General features: G+C 70.9%; 17 protein-coding genes. 3 read left to right on the top strand and 14 right to left on the bottom strand.

Annotated elements, in window-relative coordinates; genetic code table 11:
* Positions 1 to 539: 539 nt before the first annotated feature.
* Entirely contained in the window at positions 540 to 1,736 is a 1,197-nt protein-coding gene (gene tyrS / locus Q7L73_RS13475; RefSeq protein WP_304690252.1) for a tyrosine--tRNA ligase, read from the bottom strand.
* 108 nt (positions 1,737 to 1,844) lie between these two features.
* Between tyrS and Q7L73_RS13470 the strand changes: the two genes are divergently transcribed.
* Positions 1,845 to 4,313 (top strand): transglycosylase domain-containing protein, encoded by a 2,469-nt coding sequence (locus Q7L73_RS13470; protein WP_304690250.1) that lies wholly within the window; start codon positions 1,845 to 1,847, stop codon positions 4,311 to 4,313.
* 23 nt (positions 4,314 to 4,336) lie between these two features.
* On the opposite strand, the gene Q7L73_RS13465 is transcribed toward Q7L73_RS13470, so the two are convergent.
* The 12 genes from Q7L73_RS13465 to Q7L73_RS13410 form a co-directional block, all read right to left on the bottom strand.
* A complete protein-coding gene (locus Q7L73_RS13465) occupies positions 4,337 to 4,963 on the bottom strand; it encodes a DNA-3-methyladenine glycosylase (protein WP_304690248.1) in 627 nt (208 codons plus the stop codon).
* A gap of 76 nt (positions 4,964 to 5,039) precedes the next feature.
* Positions 5,040 to 6,398 carry an argininosuccinate lyase gene (gene argH / locus Q7L73_RS13460; RefSeq protein WP_304690246.1) on the bottom strand — a complete coding sequence of 453 codons (1,359 nt, stop codon included), beginning with the start codon at positions 6,396 to 6,398 and terminating at the stop codon, positions 5,040 to 5,042.
* Positions 6,399 to 6,449: 51 nt separating this feature from the next.
* Positions 6,450 to 7,577, bottom strand: a complete 1,128-nt coding sequence (locus Q7L73_RS13455; RefSeq protein WP_304690244.1) for a DegT/DnrJ/EryC1/StrS aminotransferase family protein — start codon at positions 7,575 to 7,577, stop codon at positions 6,450 to 6,452.
* On the bottom strand, positions 7,574 to 9,184 hold the full coding sequence (gene cimA / locus Q7L73_RS13450; RefSeq protein WP_304690240.1) for a citramalate synthase: 1,611 nt from the start codon (positions 9,182 to 9,184) through the stop codon (positions 7,574 to 7,576). Before cimA ends, Q7L73_RS13455 begins: the two co-directional genes overlap by 4 nt.
* Positions 9,181 to 10,116: a branched-chain amino acid transaminase gene (locus tag Q7L73_RS13445; protein WP_304690234.1), complete on the bottom strand. Its 936-nt coding sequence runs from the start codon at positions 10,114 to 10,116 to the stop codon at positions 9,181 to 9,183. The genes cimA and Q7L73_RS13445 overlap by 4 nt, the downstream gene beginning before the upstream one ends.
* 9 nt (positions 10,117 to 10,125) lie before the next feature.
* Entirely contained in the window at positions 10,126 to 11,151 is a 1,026-nt protein-coding gene (gene leuB, locus Q7L73_RS13440) for a 3-isopropylmalate dehydrogenase (protein WP_304690233.1), read from the bottom strand.
* A gap of 4 nt (positions 11,152 to 11,155) precedes the next feature.
* Positions 11,156 to 11,716 (bottom strand): 3-isopropylmalate dehydratase small subunit, encoded by a 561-nt coding sequence (gene leuD / locus Q7L73_RS13435; protein ID WP_304690231.1) that lies wholly within the window; start codon positions 11,714 to 11,716, stop codon positions 11,156 to 11,158.
* A gap of 67 nt (positions 11,717 to 11,783) precedes the next feature.
* A complete protein-coding gene (gene leuC / locus Q7L73_RS13430) occupies positions 11,784 to 13,154 on the bottom strand; it encodes a 3-isopropylmalate dehydratase large subunit (RefSeq protein ID WP_304690229.1) in 1,371 nt (456 codons plus the stop codon).
* 54 nt (positions 13,155 to 13,208) lie between these two features.
* Positions 13,209 to 13,799: a helix-turn-helix domain-containing protein gene (locus Q7L73_RS13425; protein ID WP_304690228.1), complete on the bottom strand. Its 591-nt coding sequence runs from the start codon at positions 13,797 to 13,799 to the stop codon at positions 13,209 to 13,211.
* A 45-nt stretch (positions 13,800 to 13,844) separates the two neighbouring features.
* Positions 13,845 to 14,201, bottom strand: coding sequence for a plastocyanin/azurin family copper-binding protein (locus Q7L73_RS13420; RefSeq protein WP_304690226.1), 357 nt, complete (start codon positions 14,199 to 14,201; stop codon positions 13,845 to 13,847).
* A 10-nt stretch (positions 14,202 to 14,211) separates the two neighbouring features.
* Positions 14,212 to 15,579, bottom strand: a complete 1,368-nt coding sequence (locus Q7L73_RS13415) for a right-handed parallel beta-helix repeat-containing protein (RefSeq protein ID WP_304690224.1) — start codon at positions 15,577 to 15,579, stop codon at positions 14,212 to 14,214.
* Between the two features lie 35 nt (positions 15,580 to 15,614).
* The gene (locus tag Q7L73_RS13410; protein ID WP_304690223.1) at positions 15,615 to 16,847 is read right to left on the bottom strand and encodes a multicopper oxidase domain-containing protein; all 1,233 of its coding nucleotides are present in this window, start codon (positions 16,845 to 16,847) and stop codon (positions 15,615 to 15,617) included.
* A 166-nt stretch (positions 16,848 to 17,013) separates the two neighbouring features.
* Between Q7L73_RS13410 and Q7L73_RS13405 the strand changes: the two genes are divergently transcribed.
* Together Q7L73_RS13405 and Q7L73_RS13400 are read left to right on the top strand one after the other, a co-directional pair.
* Positions 17,014 to 17,760 (top strand): TetR/AcrR family transcriptional regulator, encoded by a 747-nt coding sequence (locus tag Q7L73_RS13405; RefSeq protein ID WP_304690219.1) that lies wholly within the window; start codon positions 17,014 to 17,016, stop codon positions 17,758 to 17,760.
* Entirely contained in the window at positions 17,757 to 18,803 is a 1,047-nt protein-coding gene (locus Q7L73_RS13400; RefSeq protein ID WP_304690217.1) for a patatin-like phospholipase family protein, read from the top strand. The genes Q7L73_RS13405 and Q7L73_RS13400 overlap by 4 nt, the downstream gene beginning before the upstream one ends.
* Before the next feature lie 111 nt (positions 18,804 to 18,914).
* Here the strand turns inward: Q7L73_RS13400 and Q7L73_RS13395 are convergent, their stop codons facing one another.
* Entirely contained in the window at positions 18,915 to 19,751 is an 837-nt protein-coding gene (locus Q7L73_RS13395) for a hypothetical protein (RefSeq protein WP_304690215.1), read from the bottom strand.
* Positions 19,752 to 19,782 lie beyond the last annotated feature (31 nt).

Below are 19,782 nucleotides of genomic sequence, written 5' to 3'. Positions count from 1 at the left end.
CTCCATCCGACACGCGCCGAGCACTATCTGCACTCGAAGCGGGGCGCGAAAGTATAGCGCACAGAAGCGCGGAGTGGAACCCAACTTCTTCCACTCCCCGGTCCGACCCTTCGCTCGGTCTGTCCGGGCGGCCCGTCCTGCGCCGCGTCGAGAACTATACAGATGCTTCTCAGAGATGCGTCCACGGTGTGAACACACCCCGAGATTCCCCGTGGTGACGGGGTTTTCTCGCTGTTGCACGCGGGCCCGACCCACGTTTGGGATCGGTTTTGGCGCGTGGACGCTCTAAGTCGCCAGGGCGAACTTCTGAGAAATCAAGCTGCATCGGGGAGAATCCCCTCGAGAGATTTCGGCGAGCGGGGCGTCAGTCGCTGTCCGCGATCCTTCCGACGGATGCGCGGTGCTGGCCCGACAGTGTTGGCCCGCGAGTGCGCGCGCCCGCAGGCGGCACGCGGGTGAGCGCGGAAGTGGTGGCAGCCACGCGGGCGCCGGCGACGGTCTCCGTTTGCACGATGTCGCAGGAGACCGTCATTGCGCGCTCAGTTGCTCCGCAGCCGAGCGAAGCGCCGCTTGCCGAGCTGGAGGACTCTTCCGTCCAACTCGCTGGCGGGCCGGTCGAGCGGTTCGGCCGCGAGCGGCTCCCCGTCGAGCTTGACCCCGCCCTGTCTCAGCAGCCGCCGCCCCTCCGAGGAGGTGACGCCGAAGGTGCTGGCGAGCAGGGCAGGCAGATGGACCTGCCCATCTGCGCCCCCGTCCAGGGGGGCGTCCGGCATCTCGTCCGGTGGCCGGTGCTCGAGATGGAGCCGGTCGAAGGCTGCCTCCGCCGCGCGCGCCGACTCGTCGTCGTGGAAGCGCGCGACCAAGGTGCGCGCAAGCGCGCGCTTGGCGTCTCGTGGCCCCACGTCGGCCGGCGGCGGCGCGCCGACCAGCAGCTCGTACCACGTGCCGAGCGCCTCGTCGGGCAGACGCAGCGTCTTGCCGTAGATCTCCTCGGGCGGCTCGGTGACGCCGATGTAGTTGCCGAACGACTTCGACATCTTGCGCTCGCCGTCGACCCCCGGGAGGATCGGCATCGTCAGGATCACCTGCTCGGGCTTGCCGTAGTGATGCTGGATGTCGCGCCCCAGCAGCAGGTTGAACTTCTGATCGGTGCCGCCCAGCTCGACGTCGGCTTCGACGACGACCGAGTCGTAGCCCTGCAGCAGCGGATAGAACAGCTCGAGGATCGAGATCGGGGCGTGGGCCGCGTAGCGCTTGGCGAAGTCGTCCCGTTCGAGGATCCGTGCGACGGTGGTCGTGCGCGCGAGGCTGAACAGCTCCTCCGTCCGCATGTCGAGCCACTCGCCGTTGCGGCGGACCTCCAGCCGATCCGGGTCGAGCACCTTCATCGCCTGCGCCTGGAAGGTCTGGGCGTTGGCGTCGATCTGCTCGCCTGAGAGCACCGGCCGGGTCGCGGAGCGCCCGGACGGATCCCCCACGCGCGCGGTGTAGTCGCCGATGATCAGCACCACCGTGTGACCGAGGTCCTGGAACTCGCGCAGCTTGCCGAGCACGACCGTGAAGCCGAGGTGGATGTCCGGCGCCGTCGGATCGATGCCGAGCTTGATCCGCAGCGGCCGTCCCTCGCGCGCGGCCTCCTCCAGCTTGCGCTGCAGCCCGCCCGCGGGCAGGCAGTCGACCGCGTTGCGGGCGAGCCAGGCGGCCGTCGCCGCGGGCGTGGACGTTTCCAGGGACATGCAGCCCCAATGCTAGACTGAAACTCCCGGTGAGGCCCCTTTCGTCAGGCCTGCCACACCGGCGGCGCAGCCTTGGACCAGTCGAGGCCGCGGCCGCCGGCACGACGTATGAGCTTCGACGGGAACACACCCACTCAGGGCAGCGGCTCGCTGCGAGCCCGCCTCAAGGCGCGCCGTCGGCGACGTCGTGAGGGCAAGCCCCGCATCAAGAAGCTGCGGCTGCTCTCGATCCTCTTCGGCCTCTCGATACTGGCCGTCGTCTCGACCGTCTTCGGGATGATGATGGCGGTCGCGTCCGACCTGCCGAACCTGGAGAACAGAGAGCAGTACAAGGACAACAAGAACAACTCCGTCCTGCTGGACTACCGCGGGCGGAGACTTGGGATCCTGCAGAACAACAACAACGTCGTCCTCGTCAGCTTCAGACAGATCGCGCCGGCGATGCAGCACGCGATCATCGCGATCGAGGACAAGCGCTTCTACCAGAACAACGGCTTCGACCTGCAGGGCATCGCGCGCGCGGTGGTGCAGGACGTGACGAGGGGCGGCGCCGTCCAGGGCGCCTCGACGATCACGCAGCAGTTCGTCAAGAACGCGCTCGAGGCGCAGAACGACCGTACGCTCTTCAACAAGCTGAAGGAAGCTGCGCTCGCGTACCACCTGACGAAGCAGTGGCCGAAGGAGAAGATCCTCACCGAGTATCTGAACCAGATCTACTTCGGCAACGGCGCCCACGGGATCGAGTCCGCCGCCCGCGTCTACTTCGGCAGCCGCCACGGGTACGGCCAGCCCGGCGGCTGCGGCGCGACGAGACGCAACATGTGCGCCTCGCAGCTGACGACGCCGGAGGCGGCGCTGATCGCCGCCGTCGTCGCCTCGCCGAGCGCATACGACCCGGTCGTCAATCCCAGAAACGCGAGAATGCGGCGCGACATCGTGCTCCGCTACATGCGCGACCAGGGCTACATCACCGCCAGCGAGTATGCGAGAGACATCGAGGACCCGCTGCCGACGCAGGGCGACCTGACGCCGCCGCAGGAGACGTCGGCCTCGCCGTACTTCACCAGCTGGGTGCGCCAGCAGATCGTCAACCACTACGGCGCGTTCAGAGCGTTCAACGGCGGTCTCAGAATCACGACCTCGCTCGACCTCGACCTGCAGAACGCGGCCGAGCAGACGATCAGCGAGATGCTGCCGGCGGGCTCCGGCCTGCCGGAGGCGTCGCTCGTCGCGATCGACAACAAGACCGGCGAGGTGCGCGCGATGGTCGGCGGGCCCGACTACGCGACGCGCCCGTTCAACCTCGCGACGCAGGGCCAGCGCCAGCCCGGCTCGACCTTCAAGCCGTTCACGCTCGTGACCGCGCTCGAGCAGGGGATCTCGCCCGACAACGTCTACTCCTCCCAGCCGAAGGAGTTCCCGGTTCCCGGGACCAACGGCAAGGAGGCGTTCATCGTCAGAAACTACGGCGACGCCTACTCCGGCTCCTCCTCGCTGCGCAGCGCGACGGCGAACTCCGACAACTCGGTCTACGCCGAGGTCGGCATCCAGGTCGGGACGAGAAAGATCGCCCGCACGGCCAGGAAGCTCGGCATCCGCACGCCGATCTCGACCAACCTCGCGATGACGCTCGGCGGCCTCAGAGAGGGCGTCACGCCGCTCGACATGGCGCACGCGTACGAGACGATTGCGACGGGCGGCAAGCGCATCTGGAACCCGGAGCTGGGCGCGCCAGACCGCGGCCCGATCGGCGTCCACAAGGTCGTCGACAGCTCCGGCAAGGTCGTCGACGACAACGTCAGATCGCTGAGAGAGAAGCAGGTGATCGACCCGACGATCGCGGCCGAGACGAGATCGATCATGGAGGGCGTCGTCGCCTACGGCAGCGGTGTGAAGGCGCAGGTCTCGGGCACGATCGTCGCGGGCAAGACCGGCACGACCGAGAACTACGGCGACGCCTGGTTCGTCGGCTGGAACGACCAGCTGACGATCGCGATCTGGGTCGGCTACCCGGACAGACTCGTGCCGATGCTGACCCAGTACGGCGGCGAGCCGGTCGCGGGCGGCACCTACCCGGCGCAGCTGTTCCACAACTTCCTCACCTCCGCGCTGGGCATCTACGAGCAGCGCAGACTCGCCGACGAGGCGCGCAAGAACGGCGACGACTCGGTCGACACGACCTCGACGACGCCCGGCGAGCTGTACAGCGGCCCGGACACCTCGTCCTCCGACGCGAGCGGCGACAGCGCCCCCAGCACCGACGGAACCGACACGACCGGCGGCACGACCGGCGGGACCGGCGGTGACACCGGCACGGGCGGAGGCGACACCGGCACCGGCGGCGGGACGACCGGCGGCGGCACGACAGGTGCTGGCGGCGGTGGCGACACCGGCGCCGGCGGCGGAACCGACACACCGGTCACACCCGCGCCCGACACCGGCGGCGGTGGAGGCACCGGCGCCGGCGGGGGGACCGACACGCCTGCAGCTCCCCCGCCAGACACCGGCGCCGGAGGCGGCGGTGACACCGGCGGAGCCGGTGCCGAAGGCGGCGGCGCGGGCGTCCCGACCGGCTGAGCCGGTGGGCGGCGCGCTGCGAGTCAGCTGACGCGCGTTGCGGCGTTGCCGCGAAGCGGAGCGACCGCGAGGCCTTCAGGCCACGGCTTCGAGACGTTGCGGTTGCCGCGGGCGCAGAAGCGCCACGGCAGGTCGGCCGCCTTTCTGATCCCGATCCGCGTGCCGGCGACAAGCTCGGGCACCGGGCGGTCAGCGGGGCGCGGGAGGATCCGCAACGGGCTCGTGAGCAGGTCGGCCTCGTTGAGCTGCAGCTCGACGTCGAGCGCCTGCGTCAGCTTGCCGGGGCCGGAGCAGAGGTCCTCCGCACGGGTGAGGCCGCGGCGGGCGCGCATCTGCTCGACGCCGGCGAGCGGCTCGAGCGCGCGGATCAGCACGGCGGCGCCGACGCCCTCGTGCTCGCAGACGGCGTTGACGAGCGCGTGGATGCCGTAGGAGCGGTAGACGTAGGCGCGGCCAGGCGGGCCGAACAGCGGTCGCGTGCGCTCGGTCAGGCCGACGTAGGCGTGGCAGGCCGGCTCGGAGTCGTGGTAGGCCTCGGTCTCGACGATCACGCCGCTGACTCCGGCGTGGTCGAGCACGCAGCCGACGAGGTCGCGCGCGACGTCGACGACGGGGTGGTCGTAGAAGTCGCGCGCGAGGGGCTGCGTCATCGCGTCAGGAGGCGTCGGCGCGCGGGCTCGAGGGTCGCGGGCGCGGTGCGGCGCGGGGTCGCGGGCGCGAGGCGTGTCACGCCAGCAGCGCGCGGGCCTTGTCGAGCTGCTCGCGGACGCGGCGGAGGCTGGTGCCGCCCTCGGAGTCCTTCGACTCCAGCCAGCGGTCGCCTCTCAGCACCTCGTAGTACTCCGCGTCGAGCAGCTCGGACTGCTCGCGGATCTCCTCCGGCGTCAGCTGCGTCAGCGTGCGGCCGCTGTCGACCGCCTTCTTGACGAGGCCGGCGACGACGCCGTGGCACTCGCGGAACGGCATCCCTCTGCGCACGAGCAGGTCGGCGACGTCGGTCGCGGCAGGGAACTCGTCGGAGGCGGCGTCGGCCATCCGCGCGCGGTCGAATCTGATCCCCTCGATCATGCCGGTCGCGGCCGCAAGGATCAGCTCGAGCGTGTCGACAGCGTCGAAGAGGTGCTCCTTGTCCTCCTGCATGTCCTTGTTGTAGGTCAGCGGGAGGGCGTGCATCACGCCCTGGAGCGCGACGAAGTGGCCGGCGATCCGCGGCGCCTTCGCGCGCAGCAGCTCGGCCGCGTCGGGGTTCTTCTTCTGCGGCATGATCGAGGAGCCCGACGCCCACGCGTCGGAGACCTCGGCAAAGGCGAACTCGCTGCTGGACCACAGCACGATCTCCGCGCCGAGGCGCGACAGATGGGTCGCGCAGGTCGCCGCGGCGGCGAGGTAGTCGAGCACGAAGTCGCGGTTGGAGACGGCGTCGATCGAGTTCTCGGCGACCGCCGCGAAGCCCAGCTCGCGCGCGACCAGCTGGCGGTCGGTGTCGAAGTTGACGCCGGCCAGGGCGCCGGCGCCGAGCGGCAGTCTCGCCGTCGCGCGCTCGACGGCGGCGAACTTGTCGAGGTCGCGCGCCAGCATCCAGACGTACGCGAGCAGGTGGTGGCTGAGGTAGACCGGCTGCGCCCGCTGCAGGTGCGTGTAGCCGGGCATCTTCCAGTCGAGGTGGCGCTCGGCGCTGCTCACGAGCGCGCTCATCAGCGCTCTGATCGCCGTCTGCGCCGCCTGCGCGTGCGCGCGCGTGAAGAGCGCGACGTCGGTCGCGACCTGGTCGTTGCGCGAGCGGGCGGTGTGGAGCTTGCCGCCGACACGGCCGGCGAGCTGCGTGATCCGCCGCTCGATCGCCATGTGGATGTCCTCGTCGTCGGGCTCGAACGGGAACGAGCCGTCGCCCAGCTCCCGTTCGACGGCGTCGAGCGCTCGCAGCAGCGCGTCGCGGTCGTCGGAGCCGATGATCCCCTGCGCCGCGAGCATCTTCGCGTGCGCGCGCGAGAGGTCGACGTCGTACGGGCCGAGGCGCCAGTCGAAGCCGATCGACGCGTTGAGCTGCTGGAAGACGGGGTGCTGGGGCTCGGAGAAGCGGGACATGCCCGCGAGTCTACGTGCCGAGCGCGAAAGCCAGCCTCATGGCGAGCCGCGTCAGCTCGGCGTCGTCAGGATGCCGCGCAGCTCCGCGACGACGCGGGCGACCTGGCCCTCCGTCATCTGCGGGAAGAACGGCAGCGCGATCGAGCGCGCCGAGACCGCCTCGGCGACCGGGAACTGGCCTTCGCGGTAGCCGAACTGCTCTCTGTAGAAGCTCATCAGGTGGATCGAGGGCAGGTACGGCTTGCTCTGGATCCCGCGCGCCGACAGCGCGCGGATCGTCTCGTCGCGGTCGACCGTGCGCGGCAGCTGCACGACGAAGACGAACCAGCCGCGCGTGTTGCCGTCGGCGTCGGCGCACGGCAGCACGAGGTCCTCGACCGGCTCGGCGGCGAACGCGGCGCGGTACGCGGCGGCGACGCGGGCGCGCTGCTCCAGCAGGAACGGCAGCCGCTGCATCTGCACGATCCCGACGGCGCAGGCGATGTCGGAGAGGCGGTAGTTGAAGCCGAGCCGGTCGTGGTCGAGCCAGCCCATCTCGGGCGCGCGGCCCTGGTTGCGCTCGGAGTCGATCCGCTCCTTCATCGCCGCGTCGCCGAGCACGACCATGCCGCCCTCGCCGGTCGTGATCTGCTTGTTGGCGTAGAAGGCGAACACGGCCGGATGGCCGCGGCCGCCGACCGGGAGGCCGTCGGCGTGGACCGCGCCGAGCGCCTCGCAGGCGTCCTCGACGATCGGCAGCTTCATCGCCTCGAACGCCGGCAGATCAGCCGGGTAGCCGAAGATGTGGACCGGCAGCAGCGCGCGTGTGCGGTCGGTGACCGCCGCCGCGGCGGCCTGCGGGTCGAGGTTGAGCGTGACCGGATCGATGTCGGCGAAGACCGGCTTGGCGCGCTCGTAGACGGCCGCGTTGGCGGAGGCGACGAACGAGAACGGGCTCGTGACGACCTCGTCGCCCTCGCCGATGCCGACGGCGCGCAGGCCGAGGTGCAGGCCCGCCGTGCCGCTGGAGACGGCGGCGGCGTGCGGCACGCTGAGACGGTCGGTGAACGTCTGCTCGAACTCCGGCACGCGCGGGCCGAGCGACAGCCAGCCGGAGCGCAGCACCTCCAGCACGCGCTCCTCCTCCTCGACGCCGAGGAACGGCTTCGCGACCGGGATCACGTCGGTCGCGGCGCTCACGAAGCGGACCCGGCGGCGTCGCGGCTGGCCGGCGGCGCCAGCTCGCGGCCCGGCTGGACGGCGTACTCGAGCGAGTCGACGAGCGCGTCCCAGGAGGCGGCGATGACGTTCTCCGAGACGCCGATCGAGCCCCACACGTCATGGCCGTCGGAGGCGTCGAGCAGCACGCGCGTGACCGCCTCGGTGCCCTTCGTCTCGTCGAGGATGCGGACCTTGAAGTTGACGAGGCCGGTGTCGGCGATGTGCGGGTGGGTATCGCCGATCACCGAGCGCAGCGCGTTGTCGAGCGCGTGGACGGGGCCGTTGCCCTCGCCGGTGCGGACGTAGCGCTCGCCGTCGATCCAGATCTTGATCGTCGCCTCGGTCTCGACCTTGCCGTCAGCGCGCTGCTCGACGATCACGCGCCACGACTCGAGCGTGAAGAGCGGCTCGTACTGGCCCGACTCCTTGCGCAGCAGCAGCTCGAACGAGCCGTCGGCCGCCTCGTAGGCGTAGCCGCGGTGCTCCAGCTCCTTGACGCGGTCGATCACGCGGCGGGAGGCGGCGTCGTCCAGCGCTATGCCGGCCTCCTCCGCGCGCGCCGCGACGGTGCCCTTGCCGCCCAGCTCGGAGATCAGCAGCTCGCGCTGGTTGCCGACGAGCGCCGGGTCCATGTGCTCGAAGGTCGTCGCGTCGGCCATCACGCCGGCGACGTGCATGCCGCCCTTGTGCGCGAAGGCGTTCTTGCCGACGTACGGGGCGTCGGCGTTCGGCGTGCGGTTGAGCAGCTCGTCGAGGTAGTGCGCGGTCTCCGTCAGCGACGCCAGCTGCTGCTCGGAGATGCACTCGCGGCCCTGCTTCAGCTGCAGGTTGGGCACGATCGAGACGAGGTTGGCGTTGCCGCAGCGCTCGCCGTAGCCGTTCATCGTCCCCTGCACCTGGCGCGCGCCGGCCTCGACCGCCGCGAGCGAGTTGGCGACGCCGACGCCGGCGTCGTCGTGACAGTGGATCCCGACCTGGACGCCGGTGTCGGCGAGGTGGGCGACGGCGTCGGCGACCGCGGCCGAGATCTGGCCGGGCAGGTGGGCGCCGTTGGTGTCGCACATGACGATCGTCTCGGCGCCGGCCTCGGCCGCCGTGCGCAGGCAGCGCAGTGCGTAGTCGCGATCGGCGTACCAGCCGTCGAAGCAGTGCTCGGCGTCGTAGACGACGCGCTTGCCCTCAGCGCGCAGGAAGGCGACCGACTCCTCGATCATGCGCAGGTTCTCGTCGCGGTCGACCTTGACGACCTTCTCCAGGTGGAGGCTCCAGGTCTTGCCGACGATCGTGCAGACGGGCGCGAACGAGTCGACCAGCACCCGCAGCGCGGCGTCGTCCTCGGCGCGCGCGTCACGCCGCCGGGTCATCCCGAAGGCGGCGATCTGCGCGTGCGTGAAGCGCTCCCGCGAGAGCAGCTCGAACAGCTCCAGCTCCTTCGGGTTCGAGCTCGGGAAGCCGGCCTCGATCAGATCGATCCCGAGCGCGTCGAGGCGGTGCGCGACGCGCAGCTTCTCCTCGGCCGAAAGCGACATCCCCTCCCCCTGCATGCCGTCGCGGAGGGTCGTGTCGTAGAGCTGGATGGCGCTCATGACGTGGCGCGCACCGGCACGACGTCGTTCCACGCCAGGTAGCGCTCGTCGCGCGCGTGCAGCGCGTCGTCGAAGACCTTCTGCAGCCGCTGGGTGACCGGGCCGGGGACGCCCGTGCCGCCGACGGGGCGGTCGTCTATCTCGCGGATCGGCGTCAGCTCGGCGGCGGTGCCGGTCATGAAGATCTCGTCGGCGAGGTACAGCTCCGCGCGCGCGAGGTCTCTCTCGATCAGCTCGAAGCCCTCGTCGGCGGCGATCTGCATCACCGAGCGGCGGTTGATCCCGTTGAGGATGCCGCCGGTCTCGGTCGGCGTGAAGATCTTGCCGTCGCGCACGAGGAAGAGGTTCTCGCCCGTCCCCTCGCAGACGTTGCCCTGGCTGTCGAGCAGGATGCCCTCCTCGTAGCCGGCCTTGTGCGACTCGATCTTCGCCAGCACCGAGTTGAGGTACTGGCCGGAGGCCTTCGCATGCGGGATCAGCGACTCGCCGCTGATCCGCCGCCACGAGGAGACCTTCGCGCGCACGCCCTTCGTCTTGCCCTCGTCGCCGAGGTAGGCGCCCCACGACCAGGCCGCGATCGCGACCTCGACGGGCGCGTCGAGCGGGTTCAGGCCCATCACGCCCGCGCCGCGGTAGACGAGCGGCCGGATGTAGCAGGCGGGCAGGTTGTTGGCCGTGATCAGCTCGTGCGTCGCGGCCTTGATCTGCTCCTGCGTGTACGGCACCGGCATGTAGTAGAGGTCGGCCGATCTGAAGAGCCGCTCGATGTGCTCTTGATTACGGAAGATGGCCGTCCCGCGCTCCGTCTCATACGCGCGGATTCCCTCGAAGACGCCGGTGCCGTAGTGCAGCGCGTGCGTCAGTACGTGAACCTTCGCGTCCTCCCAGGCGACGAGCTCTCCGTTCATCCAGATGAGGTCCGCTTGGTCCACGACTGCTCCTTACAGGTAGTTCAGAACGGCCTGGGAGGCCGCGGCGGTGTTCGCGTCGCCGCCCAGGTCCGCAGTGCGCAGGCCCTCTGCCAGCGCACGGTCGACGGCCGATTCTACCGCTGCCGCCTCCGCCTCCATGCCGAGGCCGTGGCGCAGCAGCAGCGCGGCCGACAGGAACATCGCGAGCGGGTTCGCGATCCCCTTGCCGGCGATGTCCGGCGCGGAGCCGTGGACGGGCTCGAACAGGCCCGGTCCGTCGCCGCCGAGCGAGGCGCTCGGGAGCAGGCCGATCGAGCCGGTCAGCATCGCCGACTCGTCGCTGAGGATGTCGCCGAACATGTTCTCGGTGACGATCACCTCGAACGACGTCGGGTTCGAGATCAGCTGCATCGCGGCGTTGTCGACGAGCACGTGCTCCAGCTCGATGTGGCTGAACTCCTCGGCGTGGATCCGCAGCACGACCTCGCGCCAGAGGCGCGAGGACTCGAGCACGTTCGCCTTGTCGACGCTCGTCAGCTTCTTTCTCGCCGCTCTGAAGCCGGCGCGGACGATCCGCTCGATCTCCTCGACGGAGTAGATCATCGTGTCCCAGGCGACGTCGTCTCTGCGGCCGCGATCGCCGAAGTAGAGGCCGCCGGTCAGCTCGCGCACGACCAGCAGGTCGGTCCCGTCGATGATCTCGCGCTTCAGCGGGCTGGCGTCGTAGAGCGCCGGCAGCGGCCGCACGGGACGCAGGTTCGCGTACAGGCCGAGCGCCTTGCGCAGGCCCAGCAGGCCCTGCTCCGGGCGCGGCCTGCTCGGGTCGGTCGTGTCCCACTTGGGGCCGCCGACGGCCGCCAGCAGGACGGCGTCGGAGCGCTGGCAGGCGGCCGTCACCTCGTCGGTGAGGGCGGTGCCGTGCGCGTCGATCGAGACGCCGCCGAAGAGGTGCTCCTCGAAGGCGAAGTCGCCGAGCTTGTTCAGCAGCTCGACCGTCGGCGCGGTGATCTCCGGCCCGATGCCGTCACCGGGCAGCAGTGCGATGGTCTTGGTCATATCTCTAGAGCGCCGTCGTGACGGGGCCGGAGCGCTCGCGGTCGGACTCGTAGGCGCTCAGCGCGTCGCCCTGCTGCAGCGTCAGCGCGATGTCGTCGAGGCCGTTCAGCAGGCGGTGCTTGATCTGCTCGTCGATCTCGAACGACGCCTGGCCGCCCTCCCAGCGCACCTCCTGCGCGGCGAGGTCGACCTGGACCGAGTCGGAGTCGGCGATCGACTCGACGGTCGCGCGGTCGAGCTGGATCGGCAGCAGGCCGATCTTCGTGCAGTTCGATCTGAAGATGTCGGCGAAGCTCTCGGCGACGATCGCCTTGAAGCCGTAGTCCTCCAGGCCCCACGGCGCGTGCTCGCGCGAGGAGCCGCAGCCGAAGTTGCGGCCGGTCACCAGCACCTGCGTTCTCGGCAGGTCCCAGCCGTCCTCTCTCGACCAGTCGTCGAAGAGGAACTCGCCGAAGCCGGTGCGCTCGACCCGCTTCAGGAACTGCTTGGGCATGATCTGGTCGGTGTCGACGTCGTCGCGCATCAGCACCGACGGTCTCGACGTGATCGTCTCGAACGGTTCCATTAGAGGGCACCTCCGCTGGGCATCCGGCCCAGCGCTCTGATTGACATGTTCGGCATCACGCCTCTCCTCAGGTCCAGTCGCGGATGTCGACGAAACGGCCCTCGATCGCGGCCGCGGCCGCCATCTGCGGGCTGACCAGGTGCGAGCGGGCGCCGCGGCCCTGACGGCCCTCGAAGTTGCGGTTCGAGGTCGAGGCGACGCGCTCGCCGGGGGCGGCGATATCGGGGTTCATGCCGAGGCACATCGAGCAGCCCGCGACGCGCCAGTCGAAGCCGGCCGCCTTGAAGATCTCGTCGAGACCCTCGGCCTCGGCCTGCTTCTTGACCTCCTGCGAGCCCGGCACGACCATCGCGTTGACGCTGGAGGCGACCCTGCGGCCCTTGACGACCTCGGCGGCGGCGCGCAGGTCGCCGATGCGCGAGTTGGTGCAGGAGCCGATGAAGACGCGGTCCAGTCTCAGCTCCTGGATCGGCTGGCCGGCGGTCAGGCCCATGTAGTGCAGCGCGCGCTCGTGGCTCTCGCTCTGCGGGTCCGGGACGACGCTGGCGATGTCGGTGACCATGTCAGGCGCGGTGCCCCAGGTGACCTGCGGAGCGAGCGCGGCGGCGTCGACGACGATCTCGTGGTCGAAGACCGAGCCGTCGTCGGTCTTCAGCGTCGCCCACTGGCGCACGGCCTCCTCGAAGTCGGCGCCCTGCGGCGCCGCCGGGCGGCCCTCGACGAACCGGAACGTCGTCTCGTCCGGGGCGATCATGCCGGCGCGGCCGCCGCCCTCGATCGTCATGTTGCAGATCGTCATGCGGCCCTCCATCGACAGCTTCTCGATGACGGGGCCGGCGAACTCGACGACGAAGCCGGTCGCGCCGTCGGTGCCCATCTGGCCGATCGTGCCGAGGATCAGGTCCTTCGCGGTGACGCCGAAGCCGAGGTCGCCCTCGTAGCGGATCCGCATCGACTTGGGCTTCTTCTGCACCAGCGTCTGGGTCGCCAGCACGTGCTCGACCTCGGAGGTGCCGATGCCGAAGGCGAGCGAGCCGAAGGCGCCGTGGGTGGCGGTGTGGGAGTCGCCGCAGACGATCGTCATGCCCGGCTGCGTGACGCCGAGGTTCGGGCCTATGACGTGGACGATGCCCTGGCGCTCGGAGCCGAGCGAGTAGACGGGCACGCCGAACTCGGCGCAGTTTCTCTCCAGCGTCTCGACCTGCACGCGTGACAGCTGATCGGCGATCAGTCTCGCGACGGGCGTGCCGTCGGTCGGCGTGTTGTGGTCGGCGGTCGCGAGCGTGCGGTCGGGCCGGCGCACTCTGCGGCCGGCCATCCGGAGCCCGTCGAACGCCTGCGGGCTCGTGACCTCGTGGACGAGGTGGAGGTCCACGTAGATCAAGCCGGGCGCCACCTCGTGGGCGGCCCAGATCTTGTCGAACAGGGTCGTGGGCATGGGCGTCGTGCTCCTTGGGCGGGTCTGCGGGCGGGCGGTTCTGCGTCGGGGGGTTCAGCTGCGCCGCAGCCCGGCGGAGACGATCGCCAGCAGCGTCGCCTCCTCCGAGCCGGGGTTCTCGAAGTGGTGCGGAAGGTCTGCGTCGAAGGTGACGGTGTCACCGGCTGCGAGCGCGTACTGCGCGCCGTCGCAGTGGAGCGTCAGGCGGCCGGTCTCGACCAGCGCCGTCTCGCGGCTGCCGGGCTCGTGCACCGGCGGGTCGCCGGGGCCGCCGGTCGCCGTGCCGGGCGAGATGACGTGGCGCGACAGCTCCGACCGCTGACCGGGCAGCGGCGGCGTCAGCACCTCGTAGCGGTGGCCGCGGACGCTCGACGGCCCTCTGCGGCGCTCGTCCTGGCGGACGATCGTGACGGCCCCGTCCTCGTCCAGCCGCAGCAGCTGCGACAGCTTCAGATCGAGGCCGTTGGCGATGCGGGCGGCGACCTGCAGGGTCGGGCTCGTCTCCCCCCGCTCGACCTGCGACAGCATCGGCGCCGAGACGCCGGAGCGCTCGGCGAGGTCGCGCAGCGACAGGTCCATCGCCTCGCGCAGCGCGCGGACGCGGGAGCCGATCAGGGCGACGGAGCTGACGTCGACGGAGGCCATGGTACGCCTGTACGTTATCACGTACAGGCGTACCGCGCTCGTCGTCTACTTGACGACGATCACTTCTCTCATCACGTTCTCGTGGTACGTGCAGACCAGTCTGTACGTGCCTCTTCTGGTCAGGGTTCTCGCGAACGTGATGCCGGCCGTGGCGGTCGGCGAGGTGAACTTCTTGACGCCCTTCGGCGCCGAGGTGAGCTTCACGTCATGCGGGGCGCTGTTGGCGCTGTCCCACTTCCAGACGATCTTCGTGCCCGGTCTGACGGTCAGTCTTCTCGGCGTGAAGGCGTAGTCGATGACGCCCACCGTCTTCGCCTTCTGCTTGGCGCCCTGCGCCGGCAGCGCGAAGACGGCCACCAGCAGCAGGACCGGGACGAGCAGGATGGTGAGGCGACGGGACATCTCTGACTCCTTACTTTCTGTAATACACGAGCGGCGTGATGCCCTCGTACGGCGGGTGGTCGTGCCGCACCCACGCGGCCTCGTGGGTCGGGTCGGTCAGCCAGCCGGCGGCCGTGCCGAAGGCCGTGCCGTCGACCGGGATCGGACCTCTGAAGGGGCACTCGTGCATGGTGGCAGCGGGAGCGGCCGGGAGCGTCTTCTGCACGCCGACGTTGCCGGAGAAGCAGTTGTCGCTGTCGCTCGCCGACACGATCGTGCCCGGATAGAAGAGGTCGTAGTTGTTGAGATCGGTGCCGTCGCGGCCGAAGACGTTGTCCTTCACCGTGACGCCGCGGATCGCCCCCTCCTCCCCGCTTCTCAGCTCCAGCGCGCCGACCGCGCCGATGCCGAGCAGGAAGTGACCGAAGACGCGGTTTCTCTCGATCGTCGTCGTGCGGGAGCCGTACAGCAGGATGCCGGCGCCGACCGGGTAGACGAGGCCCTTCGCGCCTCTGCGAACTTCGAACGGAGCGCCCTTGAAGTAGTTGAAGTTGTTCCAGAAGACGTCGTTGTCGGCGATGACGTTCTGCTCCGGCGGCGGGAACTTCTCCGAGTCGAGCGCGTTCGGGACGATGCCGAGGCCGTTGTTGTACCAGCGCGACTTCGTGATCGTGACGTAGCGCATGTTGGTGCCGGAGAAGCCGAGCTGGTTGCCCCACGAGCTGACGTTCGTGACGATCGAGCGGATCGGCTTGCTCTGCTTCGGCGTCTGGCCGATGTAGAAGCCGGAGTCGTTGTTGTAGTACGCCTCCGAGTCCTTGATCGTGCCGCCCTTCGAGTTGAAGGCGTAGACCCCGTAGGTGCCGTTGCCGCCGGCGATCAGGTTCTGGAACAGGTAGCCGGTGACGTTGATCGCGAAGAAGCCGTTGCCGAGGTAGCCGCGCGCGAAGAAGCCCTTGACCGTGACGCCGTCGGCACTGTTGATCATCACGCCGTTCTGGCGCTTGGCCTTCGGCAGCGAGGTGAGGTCGAGGATCGTCTTTCTCGGGTTCGACGGCGAGCCGATCAGCTTGATGCCGTCGTGTCTGTGGCCGTTGATGACGACCGTCTGCTTCCAGCTGCCGGCCGGGACCTTGACGGTGTCGCCCGGCAGTGTCTTGTCGACCGCGGCCTGGATCGTCGGCGAGCAGTTCGGGCCCTTGCCTCTTCTGGCCTTCTTCAGCACCTTCGCCTGCTTGGGCGTGCAGACCTTGAAGACCTTCGAGCCGCCCGGACGGGGCTTGACTCTGCCCGGATCCCCGGGCGCCGGATAATCGGCCGCGAGCGCCGCGGCCGGCGTCGCCAGCGCGATCGCCAGCGAGGCGACCGCGAGCCGCGAGAGACGGGTTGACCGTCGCATGCACCTGCTCCTCTCGATGTGGACCCGGCTCGTGCTCATGCCGGATCGACGATGTACCAGCCGGCCATGCCGGCGTCCTGATGCGACATCACGTGACAGTGGTACATCCAGCGGCCCGGGTTGTCCTCGTGGAAGCGCGCGCTGATCGTCTCGAACGGGCCGACCGTCGGCGTGTCCGTGTTGACGACGCCGCCGGAGTCCTTCCAGCGATGGCCGTGGATGTGGAACGTGTGGAAGTCGTTGTTGCCGCCGATCACGTGGAAGGCGACGTCCTGCCCGACCTTCGCGCGGAACGTCGGCGTGTTGCCGGCGTAGGCGCGGCCGTTGATGCAGTGGATCAAGCGGTTGAGGCCGGTCACCTCGGGGCCGAAGGAGTGGAACCAGACGATCTCCTCGACGTCCGGCGCCTTCGCCCCCTTCTCGCGGATCACGATCGCGCCGAAGAGGCCGCGGAAGCTGTTGAGCGTGTGGTTGGGACCGTGGTCGTGGTAGGGCCAGACGCCGACCGAGTCGGGCGTCGCCTCCCACGTGTAGGTGAACTCCTCGCCGGGCGCGATGAAGCCGCCGACGCGCGTGAACGGCCCGAAGTACGAGCCGTCGTAGTCGGGGTTGTACTTGACCCCGTGCGGGTGCATCGTGATCGCCTGGTTGAAGTGTCTGTCGCCGTTGCGGAGATGGACGACGAGCGTGTCGCCGACCTCGGCGTGGAGCGTCGGGCCGGGGATCGAGGCGGGCGCGACCGGCTCCGCGAAGCCGGGGCTGTAGAGCTGGTAGACGAAGCCGCGGAACTGGCGCTTGCTCTTCTTCGGGATCGGCGCGTTCATCCACTCGTCGCGGCCGGTCGGCGCCCAGTCCCACATCACCGAGCGGGCCTGGATCCAGTACTCGCGCGCGGTTCCGCCGGGCTGCGGCTGCGGCGTCGGGTATCTGTCCTTGTCGCGCGGGTCGAGCGCGACGCGTCTGGGGCGCTTGACCTTCGCCGCCGCTCTGTCGGCCGCGGCGACCGCCTTGCGGGTCGTCTTCGGATCGCCCGTGAGGTTGCCGGAGGCGGCAAGGTTGCAGAAGAGCGCGCCGGCGCCGCCGAGCGCGAGGAAGCGGCGGCGGTCGAAGCCCGCGCCGGACGTCGCGGCGCCCAGTTCGGCGTCGAGCTTGGCCAATTCCGCATGCGGATCGGCAGGCGGGCGCTCATCCCCTGTGGGGATGCCGTCGCGCGCGATCGGGACCTCGCGGGGCGGCTGCGCCCCGCGCTCTCGCGGTTCCTCTTCCACGTCTTCCTCCAATCACGGGCGGCGGCGGTGCCGTCGCCCGTGCGTGCCATTGTGACTCGACCAGCCCGCGATGTGCGGGATCGCACGACCGGCCCGGGAGACTCTAAGCGGTTAGCTGGACAAAAGTCCAGCAATGATTGTTGCGTTCCCTCTAAGATCCGACGGGATGGCCAGTGCGACGAAGGTGCGCCGGGCGCGCGGCGAGCGCCGCCGGCGCGAGCTGCTCGAAGCCGCGCTCGTGGTGATCGACCAGCGCGGCGTCCAGGCGACGACCCATCGCGCCGTCGCCGAAGCGGCCCGGGTTCCGCTCGCGACGACGACCTACTACTTCGAGTCGATCGACCACCTGCTGGAGGACGCGCTGCTGCTGTTCGTCAGCGAGGAGGCGGCGCGGCTGAGGTCGCTCGCCGAGCAGCTGCGCGGCGTCACGATGGCGCCGCTGGAGATCGCGACGCTGTTCGCGCGCGAGCTGGCCGAGGGCTCGCCGTGGCCGGTGCCGCTGAAGCGCGTGCAGTGGGAGCTGTACCTGGAGGCGTCGCGCAGGCCGCGGCTGCAGGCGGCGGCGCAGCAGTGCGTCGCGACCTACGCCGAGGTGACCGAGGCGGCGCTCGAGGCCGCCGGCTCCCCGCGCCCGGCCGAGGGCGCGCGCCTGTTCGTCGCGATGACCGACGGCCTCGGGCTGCACAACTCGTTCGCCGCGTCCGGCGCCGAGCACTCGCCCGAGGAGCTGGCCGGCGCGCTGCTGGAGCTGTTCATCCCGTTCGCGATGAGCGCGGACGAGCACGCCGCCTGGGCGGCGAGACTGAGCGCCCCGCGCGGCGGCGACGCGCCGGCCGCTGCGAGCGCCGAGCGCGCCGACGCGCGCACGCCGCCGGCCGCCGACGCGCCGGCCGCCGACACCCCCCTTCCGTGATCGCCCAGCCCGACGTGCTCGTGCTCGGCGCGGGCGGCGCGCTGGCGCAGCGCTGGATGGAGGGCGTGCTGGCGGGCCTGGCCGACGGCGCCTCCCTCGATTTCGCCGCCGTCGAGCAGACGATCGGCACCTCGGCCGGCGCGATCGTCGCGGCGGGGCTGCTGGCGGGACGCGAGCCGGCGCGGCCCGCGCGCGAGCCCGGCGCGGATGGCGCAGGTCGCGGCGCGAATGCCGCAACAGCCGGCGCGGATCCCGCAGATCGCGGCGCCACTGACGCAAACCACGGCGCGAATGACGCAAATGCCGGCGCGGACGCGGACGATGCTGAGGCGGGCGCGGATGTGGCGCGGCGCGGGCGGGCGCGGCGGCTGCTGGGGGCGCTGCCGGCGGGGGCGGGCAAGGTCGCGCGCGCGGCGGGTGGGCCGTTGGCGCCGTACGCGCTCGCGGCGACGCGGCCGCCGGGTGCGCTCGTGCGGGCCGGGGTGCTCGGCAGGCTGGAGACGCCGACGGCCACGCTCGACGAGCTGGGCGCGCGGATCGCGCGCGACGGGCTGCGCTTCGACGGACGGCTGCGGATCGTCTGCGTCGAGCGCGAGAGCGGGCGACGGGTCGTCTTCGGCGCGCCGGGCGCGCCGAACGCGACGGTCGCCGAGGCGGTGCAGGCGTCCTGCAGCGTGCCGTGGCTGTATCGGCCGGTCACGATCGAGGGGCACGAGTACGTCGACGGCGGCCTCTGGAGCCCGACCAGCATCGACGTCGCGCCCGCCGCTCGCGAGACGCGCGTGCTGGTGCTCAACCCGACCGGTTCGACCGGCGGCGACGCCGCGCCCCACGGCGTCGTGCGCACCACCTCGCGCTCGGCGGCGGCGCTGGAGGCGCTGACGCTGCGCCGCCGCGGCGCCCGCGTGACCGTCGTCGCGCCCGATCGCGTCGCCGCCTCCGCGCTCTCCGGCGGCTGGATCGGCCACGAGCCCGACGCACCCGCCGAGCAGGCGCTCGCCGCCGGCTACCGCCAGGGCCTCGCGCTCGCGCGCGGCGACTGAGGGCGCGCGCGGGCGCCCGGCTCTCGGCGCGTGGCGGAGCAGCGGCGTCGCGACGGCGGGTGGCGGGCGGCGGCTCCCGACGCACAGCGACGCGCGGGGCGTGCCGGTGGGTCAGCGCACGAGGCGTCTGACGCGGGCGGTGGTGCCGTCGGCGGCGGTGAGGCGGATGCTCAGCGTCGGGGCGGTGCGGTCCTCGGGGCGCGGGAGCGGGACGACGATGCGGTGGACGCCCGGCCCTCCGGCGCGGCGGCGGACCCTGCGCGTCGCGTGGCCCTGGCTCAGCCGCGCGCGCAGCTCGCCGGCGACGTTGACGCGCACCCTCGCGACGACCGCCCGCTTGCGCAGCACCGCGCCGACGAGCACGATCGCCGCTCTCTGCGGGCTCTCGCCCGAGGGTGCCGGTGCGGGCGGCGTGTCCGCGGCCGGCGTCTTCGCGACCGGGGCCGGCGGCTTCAGCAGAAGCGTCCCCTCCCACGAGCCGCCGCCGTCCTGTGCCTCGCCAGTGACGACGAAGTCAGCCCACAGCCGCAGCTTGACCGGCGCCGCGTACGGCCCTGCGACCGCGACCGCCCAGCTGTCGGCGTCGACTCGCGTGAGCGTGACCGGCTGCGGCAGCTCGACCTCCTGCTCGTCCAGCAGCGCCCCGTCGACTTGCTCGGGCGCCGCGCTGAAGTCGACGATGCCGCTGAGCGGAAAGGTCGTCTGCAGCGGCGGTTCGAGCGGCTCGGCGTCGAGGTCGCCGGTCATGCACAGCTGCGACTGCTCCTCCGTCGCGGTCGGCTCGCACCACTCGTCGAAGCTGCCGAACGAGGCGATCGTCACGCCGCCGGCCTGGAACGTCGCGGTCGGCTGGACGGCCGCGGCGACGGCCGGGACGGCAGCGGCGGAGACGGCGACGACAGCGCCGATCGTCGCGCGCCGGAGGTGGGTGGACGGCTGTCGCCTCATCGCGAGCGCGACGCTAGTGACAGCGCGTCGG

The sequence above is a fragment of the Conexibacter sp. CPCC 205762 genome, from assembly GCF_030646155.1.
In the GTDB taxonomy this organism is placed as follows: Bacteria; Actinomycetota; Thermoleophilia; order Solirubrobacterales; family Solirubrobacteraceae; genus Conexibacter.
The sequence above is the reverse complement of the archived record's forward strand: the minus strand, read 5'-3'. Positions and strand labels throughout refer to the sequence as shown.

What these genes read in the sequence shown, in the direction of transcription:
- tyrS (WP_304690252.1), bottom strand. Translation starts at nt 1,736, where the DNA reads ATGTCCCTGGAAACGTCCACGCCCGCGGCGACGGCCGCCTGGCTCGCC.
- Q7L73_RS13470 (WP_304690250.1), top strand. Translation starts at nt 1,845, where the DNA reads ATGAGCTTCGACGGGAACACACCCACTCAGGGCAGCGGCTCGCTGCGA.
- Q7L73_RS13465 (WP_304690248.1), bottom strand. Translation starts at nt 4,963, where the DNA reads ATGACGCAGCCCCTCGCGCGCGACTTCTACGACCACCCCGTCGTCGAC.
- argH (WP_304690246.1), bottom strand. Translation starts at nt 6,398, where the DNA reads ATGTCCCGCTTCTCCGAGCCCCAGCACCCCGTCTTCCAGCAGCTCAAC.
- cimA (WP_304690240.1), bottom strand. Translation starts at nt 9,184, where the DNA reads ATGAGCGCCATCCAGCTCTACGACACGACCCTCCGCGACGGCATGCAG.
- leuB (WP_304690233.1), bottom strand. Translation starts at nt 11,151, where the DNA reads ATGACCAAGACCATCGCACTGCTGCCCGGTGACGGCATCGGGCCGGAG.
- leuD (WP_304690231.1), bottom strand. Translation starts at nt 11,716, where the DNA reads ATGGAACCGTTCGAGACGATCACGTCGAGACCGTCGGTGCTGATGCGC.
- leuC (WP_304690229.1), bottom strand. Translation starts at nt 13,154, where the DNA reads ATGCCCACGACCCTGTTCGACAAGATCTGGGCCGCCCACGAGGTGGCG.
- Q7L73_RS13425 (WP_304690228.1), bottom strand. Translation starts at nt 13,799, where the DNA reads ATGGCCTCCGTCGACGTCAGCTCCGTCGCCCTGATCGGCTCCCGCGTC.
- Q7L73_RS13420 (WP_304690226.1), bottom strand. Translation starts at nt 14,201, where the DNA reads ATGTCCCGTCGCCTCACCATCCTGCTCGTCCCGGTCCTGCTGCTGGTG.
- Q7L73_RS13415 (WP_304690224.1), bottom strand. Translation starts at nt 15,579, where the DNA reads ATGCGACGGTCAACCCGTCTCTCGCGGCTCGCGGTCGCCTCGCTGGCG.
- Q7L73_RS13405 (WP_304690219.1), top strand. Translation starts at nt 17,014, where the DNA reads ATGGCCAGTGCGACGAAGGTGCGCCGGGCGCGCGGCGAGCGCCGCCGG.
- Q7L73_RS13395 (WP_304690215.1), bottom strand. Translation starts at nt 19,751, where the DNA reads ATGAGGCGACAGCCGTCCACCCACCTCCGGCGCGCGACGATCGGCGCT.